The 8,984-nt window shown below is 70.5% G+C and carries 10 protein-coding genes; 5 read left to right on the top strand and 5 right to left on the bottom strand.

Annotated elements, in window-relative coordinates:
- Positions 1-23: 23 nt before the first annotated feature.
- Positions 24-1,268, bottom strand: coding sequence for an L-lactate MFS transporter (locus tag VFW79_RS00220; RefSeq protein WP_329675315.1), 1,245 nt, complete (start codon positions 1,266-1,268; stop codon positions 24-26).
- 3 nt (positions 1,269-1,271) lie between these two features.
- A complete protein-coding gene (locus VFW79_RS00215; protein ID WP_329675314.1) occupies positions 1,272-2,870 on the bottom strand; it encodes an acyl CoA:acetate/3-ketoacid CoA transferase in 1,599 nt (532 codons plus the stop codon).
- Positions 2,871-3,068: 198 nt separating this feature from the next.
- On the opposite strand from VFW79_RS00215, the gene VFW79_RS00210 reads away from it, so the two are divergent.
- The 5 genes from VFW79_RS00210 (at position 3,069) to VFW79_RS00190 (ending at position 7,632) form a co-directional block, all read left to right on the top strand.
- Positions 3,069-4,211 (top strand): acyl-CoA dehydrogenase family protein, encoded by a 1,143-nt coding sequence (locus VFW79_RS00210; protein ID WP_109130125.1) that lies wholly within the window; start codon positions 3,069-3,071, stop codon positions 4,209-4,211.
- 82 nt (positions 4,212-4,293) lie between these two features.
- A complete protein-coding gene (locus VFW79_RS00205) occupies positions 4,294-5,070 on the top strand; it encodes a hypothetical protein (protein ID WP_329675313.1) in 777 nt (258 codons plus the stop codon).
- A gap of 26 nt (positions 5,071-5,096) precedes the next feature.
- On the top strand, positions 5,097-6,032 hold the full coding sequence (locus tag VFW79_RS00200) for an electron transfer flavoprotein subunit alpha/FixB family protein (RefSeq protein ID WP_329675312.1): 936 nt from the start codon (positions 5,097-5,099) through the stop codon (positions 6,030-6,032).
- Positions 6,029-7,348, top strand: a complete 1,320-nt coding sequence (locus VFW79_RS00195; protein ID WP_329675311.1) for an FAD-dependent oxidoreductase — start codon at positions 6,029-6,031, stop codon at positions 7,346-7,348. Before VFW79_RS00200 ends, VFW79_RS00195 begins: the two co-directional genes overlap by 4 nt.
- Positions 7,345-7,632 carry a hypothetical protein gene (locus VFW79_RS00190; protein WP_329675310.1) on the top strand — a complete coding sequence of 96 codons (288 nt, stop codon included), beginning with the start codon at positions 7,345-7,347 and terminating at the stop codon, positions 7,630-7,632. The genes VFW79_RS00195 and VFW79_RS00190 overlap by 4 nt, the downstream gene beginning before the upstream one ends.
- Here VFW79_RS00190 and VFW79_RS00185 read toward each other — a convergent pair.
- The 3 genes from VFW79_RS00185 to VFW79_RS00175 form a co-directional block, all read right to left on the bottom strand.
- Positions 7,613-8,338 (bottom strand): helix-turn-helix domain-containing protein, encoded by a 726-nt coding sequence (locus VFW79_RS00185; protein ID WP_329675309.1) that lies wholly within the window; start codon positions 8,336-8,338, stop codon positions 7,613-7,615. The genes VFW79_RS00190 and VFW79_RS00185 overlap by 20 nt on opposite strands.
- Before the next feature lie 215 nt (positions 8,339-8,553).
- Positions 8,554-8,730, bottom strand: coding sequence for a hypothetical protein (locus tag VFW79_RS00180; RefSeq protein ID WP_329675308.1), 177 nt, complete (start codon positions 8,728-8,730; stop codon positions 8,554-8,556).
- A 66-nt stretch (positions 8,731-8,796) separates the two neighbouring features.
- A partial coding sequence (locus VFW79_RS00175; RefSeq protein ID WP_329675307.1) for a hypothetical protein occupies positions 8,797-8,984 on the bottom strand: 188 nt, incomplete at its 5' end.

The raw sequence follows: 8,984 nt of genomic DNA, 5'->3' as shown, positions 1-8,984 counted from the left end.
CCCCCCCCCCCACCCCGACGGGTTCAGGACGCTGCCGCGACCCGCTGCGGGGTCAGCGTCGAGGCGGGCTTGGCGCCACCGAGGCGGGACAGGACCAGCGTCAGCACCAGGCCGACGAGCGCCACCACGATCGCGATGACGAACGGCGTGGTGTAGTCACCCTTGGCGCCGCCACCGAGCGTGGCGCCGATCTTGGGCCCGAAGTACGCGGCCACGGAGTAGCCCGTGAACAGGATCCCGTAGTTCATCCCCTGGAACCGTGGGCCGTAGGTCTTCATCGTGAGGGCCGGGAAGACGCCCATCACGCCGCCGAAGCACAGGCCGAGCCCGACGATGCCCACCACGAAGCCGAAGGTCGAGTGCACCATGAGCAGCACGACGAGGGACAGCGCCACGACTGCGTAGATGAAGGCGATCGCGTTGGTGTACCCGATGCGGTCAGACAGTGCACCCCAGGCGAAGCGGCCGAGGGCGTTGCAGATCGAGTAGACCGACACCAGGAGCGCCGCTGTGGCGGCGGAGATCGCGAACATGCTGGTCTGGGCGATCGGCGACAGCTGCGAGGCGATCATCAGGCCCGAGAAGGCACCCGCGGTCAGCATGACGAAGATGAGGTAGAAGGCCGGGGTGCGCAGCATCTGCCTCCACGTGCTGTTGACGACCGCGGGCGTCCCGGTGGGCGGCGTCCAGCCGGGGGGCAGGAAGCCGACCGGCGCGGGCCGGATGAGCAGCGTGGCCGCGACGACCACGACGGCGTACACGACGCCCATCCGGACGAACGTCGCACCGACCCCGACCGAGTCGATCAGGGCCCGGGCGACGGGGGCGGCGATGACGGCACCAGCGCCCATGCCCGCGGTGAGCACACCGGCGGCGAACCCGCGACGGTCAGGGAAGAGCTTGATCGTGTTGTTGAGGCAGCCCGAGTAGGCGAAGCCCTGACCCAGCCCGGCGATGAGGCCGTAGAAGAGGTACAGCTGGGTCGTGCTGGTGGCGGAGCCGGTCAGGATGAACCCCAGCGCGAAGAGGATCGCGCCGATCGTGATCGACCAGCGCGCACCCCCACGGTCGATGATGAAGCCACCGAGGATCATGGGGATCGGGGCGATCGCACCGTTGATGATGAATGCGTTCTGCACCTCGGGCACCGTCCACCCGTGGGCGCCGCCGAGCGGACCGGCGAACACGGAGAACGCATAGATCGCACCCGTGCACAGCAGGATGAGGACAGATCCGGTGAGCACGCGCCACCGGTTGATCGTGGGCATAGGTCAGGCCTTTCCGACGAGCGCGGGCGTCGTTGCCGGCCGCGCGGAGGTGATCTGGGAGGCGAGCTCGCCCCAGGCCTGGCGGAAGATGCCCGCAGGCATCAGTGCGAGGTCGGGGGAGATGGTGGGGGTGAAGTCCATCTGGTCCAGGACTTCGGTCTGCAGGTCGACACCGGGCGCGATCTCGATGAGCGTCATCACGCCGTCTATCAGCTCGAACACGGCGCGCTCGGTGACGTACAGGACTGTCTGACCGCGTGTGGCTGAGTACGGGCCGCTGAACGTGATCTGCTCGACGTCGGCGAGGAACTTGTGCGCGCGACCCTCGGTGACGACGCGGAGCGACTCGTCGGCCACCTCGACGACCAGCCCGCCCGCGGTGAACGTTCCGGCGAAGATGAGCTTCTTGGCCGACTGGCAGATGTTGATGAAGCCGCCGCACCCGGCGACCCGCGACCCGAACTTCGAGACGTTGACATTCCCGGCCGTGTCGCTCTGGGCCAGGCCGAGGACCGCGACGTCCAGGCCGCCGCCGTCGTAGAAGTCGAACTGCGAGTGCATGTCGACGAGCGCCTGGGGGTTGTAGGCGTGCCCGAAGTCCTTGAGCCCCGCGGGCACCCCGCCGATCGCGCCGGCCTCGGTTGTCAGCATGATCTGGTCGCTGATGCCCTCCTCGGCCACGACCGTGCCGACGTCCGCGGGGATGCCCACGCCGAGGTTGAGCACGGTGTGCGGGGCGAGCTCCATCGCGCAGCGACGGGCGATGACCTTGCGCTCGCTCAGCGGGATCGAGGTCACGCCCGACATCGGGATGCGCAGCTGACCAGAGAACGACGGGTTGTAGTACGTGTTCTCGGTCTGGAAGTGGTTCTCGGGCTGCGAGACGACGAGGTAGTCGACGAGGATGCCCGGCACCTTGACGTCGTTGGGGTCCAGGCTGCCGGCCGCAGCGATGGACTCGACCTGCGCGATGACGATGCCGCCGCTGTTGTGCGCGGCCTGCGCTATCGGCAGGACCTCCATCTTCAGACCCTCGTGCGTGAGCGTGAGGTTGCCGTCCTCGTCCGCGACGGTGCCTCGGATGAGCGCCACGTCGATCGGGAAGGACGGGTAGAACAGCCACTCCTCGCCCGCGAGCTCGATGACGTGGACGATGTCGTCGACGCTGGACGGCGACATCCGGGCGCCCTCGACGCGGGGGTCGACGAACGTCCCGAGCCCGACCTTCGTGATGACGCCGGGGCGCTTGGCCGCGATCTCGCGGTACATCTGCGTGATGACGCCCTGGGGCAGGTTGTAGGCCTCGCACCCGTCGGCCTCGATGAGCTTGGCCAGCACGGGGGACGCGATCGCGATCCCGCCGATCCAGCGCTTGATCAGGCCGTCGTGGCCCAGGTGGCTCATGCCCTTGTCGCGACGGTTCCCGACCGCGCTCGCATGCATGACCGTGAGGTTGCGCGGAGCGCCCTGGTCGAGGAACCGGCGCTCGAGGGCGATGAGCGTCTCCTCGTTGACGCATGCCATGCCGAACCCGCTGAGAGCGACGGTGTCGCCGTCCTTGACTAGCTCGGCGGCCTCGGCCGACGTGATGACCTGAGTCACGTGTGCGCTCCTTCGTTGGAACCGATCTGGCACGGTCTCGCTACACGTCACAACTTTGCGGACGAAGTGGGTCGGTATTTAGGACCATCGTCCTGTGATCGGGCACATCGGGCGCGGCAACGATGGTCACGCGGCGCCGGGGCGGTGCCGTCGCGCGGCATCTGGACGCGCCCCACGCCACCTGAGAGGTCGACGACCATGGACTTCGGACTGACCGACGAGCAGCAGCTGCTCCTGGAGAGCCTTGACGAGCTGCTCGAGCGCGAGTGCCCCGAGTCGTACATCGCCGACCTGGATGCCACGCACCAGCCGCCGACGACGTTCCGCCGCGCGATGAACGAGGCCGGCTTCGGCTCGCTCGGCTTCCCTGAGGAGTTCGGCGGCACCCCGAGCGACGCACTGACGCTCGTGATGCTCGCGGAGCGGGTCGCCCGCCAGGGCCTGAACAACGGCTACGGCCTCGAGCTGCTCCAGGCCAAGGACATCCTCGAGTTCGGCTCGCCCGAGCAGCAGCAGGAGATCCTCGGCCTGCTCGCCGCCGGCGACGTGCCGTTCGCGCTCGGCTTCACCGAGCCCGGTGCCGGGTCGGACAACTCGGCGATGACGACGAGCGCCGTGCACCACGACGGCGTGGTGACGTTCAACGGCACCAAGACGCTGATCACGAACGCGCTGCAGTCCAAGTACCTGCTGCTCATGGCCAAGAACCCCGACGTCGAGGACCCGCGCAAGGCCATCTCGATGTACCTGGTCCCGATGGACGCCCCGGGCGTCACCACCAACCGGCTCGAGAAGATCCTGTGGCACATCTCGGACTCGTGCGAGATCTTCCTCGACGACGTCACGCTCCCCGAGTCGTGCCTCGTCGGCGTCAAGGGCAACGGCTTCAAGCAGCTCATGCGCAACTTCGAGCTCGAGCGCCTCGTCATCGCGGCCAACTGCCTCGGCATGGCCCAGTGCGCGTTCGACGACGCTGCGACCTACGCCGCGCAGCGCGTGCAGTTCGGCAAGCCGATCGGCTCGTTCCAGCTCATCCAGCTCAAGCTCACCGACATGGCGATCAAGCTCGAGAACATCCGCAACTTCGTCTACAAGACGGCCTGGATGGTCGACCAGGGTGAGCCGCTCAAGAGCCAGGGCGCCCTCTGCAAGCGCTACTCCGCGATGGCCGCGTTCGAGGTCGCGGATGAGGCGATGCAGATCTTCGGCGGCGTCGGCGTGACCATCGGCACGCGCGTCTCGCGGCTGTGGCTCGACCTGCGCGGGCACCGGTTCGGCGGCGGGACCGACGAGATCATGGTCCACATCGCCGGCCGCCAGATCGTCAAGGACCACAGCTGACCCGGGCCACGCCCCGATCCAGGTCCGCAGTCGCGCGGGCCACGTCCCGCGCACCGCACCAGCGCACCCCCGAGGAGAACCCATGAAGATCGTCGTCGCCTACAAGTGGGCACCCAACCCCCAGGACGCCGATGTGCGCCCCGACGGATCCGTCGACTGGAGCCGGGCCAAGAGCGCCGTCAGCGAGTACGACCCGGTCGCGTTCGAGCTCGCCCGTCGCCTCGCCGACGCCATGGGCGGGGAGGTCGTCGGCCTGACGGCCGGTGCCGCATCGATCGACACGCCGCTGGCACGCAAGGCGGCCCTGTCGCGGGGGCTCGACCGGCTCGTCATGGTGGCCGACGACGCGCTCGCCGGCGCCGACGGCACCCGGCTCGCCGGGGTCCTCGCCGCCGCGGTCCGGGCGATCGGTGACGTCGACGTGGTCCTCGCGGGCGACTCCTCGGTCGACGTCGCCGAGGGTCAGGTCGCGATGACGCTCGCGGGTGAGCTCGGCTGGCTCGGCCTCAACGCGGTCAGCAGCGTGACGGCCGGTGACGGGGGAGTAGTCGTCGAGCGCGACCTGCCGTCGGGCGTCGCGACGCTGGCCGTCACGGGTGCCGTCGTCCTTGCCGCCTCGAGCGACGCGGTCGTGGCGCGCGTGCCCGGGATGAAGGACATCCTCGGCGCGGCCAAGAAGCCGGTCGAGGTCCTGGCCCTGGGTGACCTGGCTGTGCCGGCTACCGAGGTCGCCCTCGTCACCCTGGCCACCGCCAAGCCCGACACGGGCGCCCGACAGGGGGTCGTCCTCGACGGGAGCGACCCCGCCGCAGCCGTTGCCCAGCTGGTCGGCGCGCTGCGCCAGGCCCGGGCCCTCTAGCCACCGACGCACTCCAAGGGAGCACCATGAACGTCACGTCCCAGTCGTGGATCGTCGTCAGCGACGACCCCGCCGTCAGCGCACTCGTCGAGGCCGCGCGCGTGCTCGGCACCGAGGTCGTCGCGCTGGTCGTCGGGCGCCGTGCGATCGCCGAGCAGACTGCCCACGCCGGCGTCGACCGCCTCGTCTGGCTCGGTGAGCCTGCCGACGGGACGCCCGTCGAGGCCTACGCGGGCGAGGTCGCCCGGATCGTTGCCGACGCCGCGCCGCGGGTCGTCCTCGGCGCAGCGAACCCCGCCGGCCGGGTCCTGCTGGGTGCGGTCGCGGCCCGACTGCAGGCCCCGGTCCTGGCCGGAATTGGCAGCGTCGAGCTCGCGGGCGACCAGGTCGTCGTGAACCGGACCGTCCTGGGTGGCATCGCCGAGCACCGCACCGCGGTCAGCGGCGGGACCGCCGTGCTGGCACTCGCCCCCGGGGCGTCGGTCGATGCGACCGTCGCGCCCGTCGCCCTCGAGGAGGTGCCGGCCACGCCGGCCACCGGCGCGACGATCACCGACGTGCGCATCAAGGAGCAGGCCAAGGTCGACCTCGGCGCGGCGCGCACCGTCGTGGCCATCGGCCGCGGACTCAAGAACCGTGAAGACCTCGCGCTGGTCACCGACCTCGCCGAGGCAGTGGGCGGGGAGGTCGCGTGCTCCCGGCCGCTCGCCGAGGGTGTCGACTGGGTCGCCAAGGAGCGCTACGTCGGCATCTCGGGCCAGCACATCGCGCCCGACCTCTACGTCGCGATCGGCATCTCGGGGCAGCTCCAGCACATGGTCGGGGTCCGCGGAGCCAAGGTCGTCGTGGCGATCAACTCCGACAAGTCCGCGCCGATCTTCGCGCAGTGCGACTACGGCATCGTCGGCGACCTCTACCAGGTCGTGCCGGCGCTGACCGCCGCGCTCGGGGCCGGAGCGTGACCACCGAGGCCGTCGAGCCCGACTTCGACGTCATCGTCGTCGGCGCCGGCCCGGCCGGGTCGGTCGCTGCCTATCGCTTGGCCAGCCACGGCCTGTCGGTCGTCCTCATCGAGCGCGGCGAGGCTCCCGGGTCGAAGAACCTGTCGGGCGGCGTCCTCTACGGGCGGGTGCTCGACACGGTCTTCCCCGGCTACGTCGACCAGGCGCCTGTCGAGCGCACGATCACGCGTCACGTGACGACGTTCCTCACCCCCGACTCGGCGGTCGGCATCGACTACCGCGGCTCGGCGCTGGCCGAGCCGGTCAACGCGGTCACGGTGCTGCGCGCGAAGCTCGACCCGTGGCTCGCCGAACGCGCGGAGGAGGCGGGTGTCTTCCTGATGTCAGGCGTTCGGGTCGACTCGTTGCTCACCGAGCCGGGACCGGACGGGGCGGTGCGCGTCGTCGGCGTCCGGGCGGGGGACGACGAGCTGCGGGCTCGCGTCGTCATCGCAGCGGACGGTGTGAACTCCTTCCTGGCCCAGTCGATCGGGCTGCGCGCCAAGCCGCCGACGCACCACATGGCCGTCGGGGTCAAGGCAGTCGTGCAGCTGCCGCGGCAGGCGATCGAGGACCGGTTCGGTCTGACGGGCGACCAGGGCGCGGCGCACGCGATCGTCGGCGACTGCACGCTCGGCATCGGGGGCGGTGGCTTCATGTACACCAACACCGAGTCGCTGTCCCTCGGCGTCGTGCTGCGGCTCGACGACCTCCTGCGCTCGGGCCACAAGGCCATCGACGTCTTCGAGCACTTCGTCGCGCACCCCGGTCTCGCGCCCTACCTGCGCGACGGGACGGTCCTCGAGTACGGCTCCCACCTGGTCGCCGAAGGCGGCATGGACATGGTCGGCGACGTGGCCACGCACGGCATGGTCGTCATCGGCGAGGCAGCGGGCCTGACGATCAACAGCGGTCTGACAGTGCGCGGGATGGACCTCGCGATCGGCTCGGCGATCGCAGCGGCCGACGCGATCGCCGAGGCGGTCGCGAGCGGCGACACCTCCAAGGCCGGTCTCGCAGGCTACTGGCGGCGGCTGGAGGAGGGCTTCGTCCTCAAGGACATGCGTACGTATGCGAGGGCACCGAAGTTCCTCGAACGCACCGGGATGTACGGCGCGTACGGGGAGCTGGCAGCGGGCCTCTTCCACGACGTGTTCAGCCTCGACGGGACCCCGCGCAAGCATCTGCTCGCCGTGGCGCGCGACGCGCTGCGCAAGTCCCCGGTGAGTGTGCGGCAGCTGGTCAGCGACGGATGGGCAGGGGTGCGAGCACTGTGAAGGCGACGACGGTTCCCGAGCGGCTGGCCGCGAACAGGTTCGAGATCGACGAGGACGAGTCCCACATCGTCATCGACCAGGCGCTGTGCCGCTCGACCGGCACCGGCAAGGCGATCATCGCCGTCTGCCCGGCGGGCGTCTACAGCGAGCTTGACGACGGTACGATCGCGGCCGACTACGCCGCGTGCCTCGAGTGCGGGACCTGCCTGGCCGTCGCGGCGCCCGGCGCGCTGAGCTGGCACTATCCGCGCGGTGGCTTCGGGGTCAGCTTCCGAGAGGGCTGAGGCCGACGGCACGCAGCTGGTTGTCCACCATCTGCTCGATGTAGTCCGCGAGGTGCAGCCGCACCCGGTCGACGAGCTCTGGCGGGGTCACCAGGACGTGGATGAACACTGCGCCCTCGACCGCGTCGAGGAGCTGCACGGTCGACATCGGCGACACCTCGTCGACGAGCTGGATCGCCGCCTCGACGCGGCGCCGCTCGTCCAGGACGAAGTCCGTGATCGCCCGGCGGCGGATGTCCGCGAAGACGTCGGGGTGCGCGCGCGCCTCGACGTACAGGCGCAGCATCGCGATGCCGGCGTCGCTGAGGTACAGGTTGGCCCGACGCGTGGCATGCACGATGAGGTAGTCGCGCAGCGACGGCTCTGCGGGCGGCTCGCTGATGTCGCCCTCGTCCGCGTCGTCCCGAGCGGGTTCGACCGTCACGCCGAGCTGAACCTGGCGCAGCGCATCGGTCAGGAGGCTTGTCTTGTCCGGCCAGCGCAGGTAGATCGACGACTTGCCGACGCGTGCCCGCGCGGCGACCTCGTCGATGGTCATCGCGACCCAGCCCTTCTCGCCGAAGACCTCCAGGGCTGCGCTCAGGGCTCGCGCCTCGAGGTCGGGGTCGCGTGGGCGACCACGGCCGCGGCGGCGGCCCACCACGACATCGTCGAGCTCGTCCGGCTCGCCGATGTCAGCCGCGGTCGGTGAGAGCTGGTCTGGCACGCTCCCACGGTAGTCGCTGAGGACGATCCGCCCGACGGTGCTCCGCGGGTCGGCGCCCGGTGCGGGCGACCCATCGCTCCTCAGCACGGGGCGAGCGCGCCTCTTCTTCGCCAGGGGCCTCTCGTCGTCCAGCACCATCACGCAGGAGCTGCTCGGCTGGACGCCCACCGGACCCACGCTCCTCGAGGATCTCGCGAGCGGTTCCTACTTCTGCATCAAGCGCGCAGCAGGTCGTTGAGCCGGGCGGCCTGGCGGGTGAGGTGATCACGTTCGGCGAGACTGGTGGCCGCGCGGGCCGCGTCCGCGTATCGGCGGGCGGCGAGAGTCAGGTCGCCGGCCCGCTCGCGCAGGTAGGCCTCCGCCGCCGCGTAGCGGGGTATGGCGCGGTCCACGTCCGCCAGGGCGGCCAGGCCGGCCAACGGCCCGGCCGCCTCCCCGACCGCGACGGCCCGGTGCCCTCACCGCGGGTTCAGTCGCACCCGGAGTCGGCCGTCCTGTTCGATCGCGTCGGTCCCCAGCGCTGCGCACGCCTCGCGGAACCGCTGCCGGACCCACTGCGCGTCCTCGCCGTGCGCCAGCGTCGTGTGGCAGAAGGTCAGGCGCAGAGGGACGGCCTCGACGCTCTCTGGCTGCCCTGTGTCGGCGA

Origin of the sequence: Cellulomonas sp. (assembly GCF_036279715.1) — a bacterium.
Classification (GTDB): Bacteria; Actinomycetota; Actinomycetes; order Actinomycetales; family Cellulomonadaceae; genus Cellulomonas_A.
The sequence above is the reverse complement of the archived record's forward strand: the minus strand, read 5'-3'. Positions and strand labels throughout refer to the sequence as shown.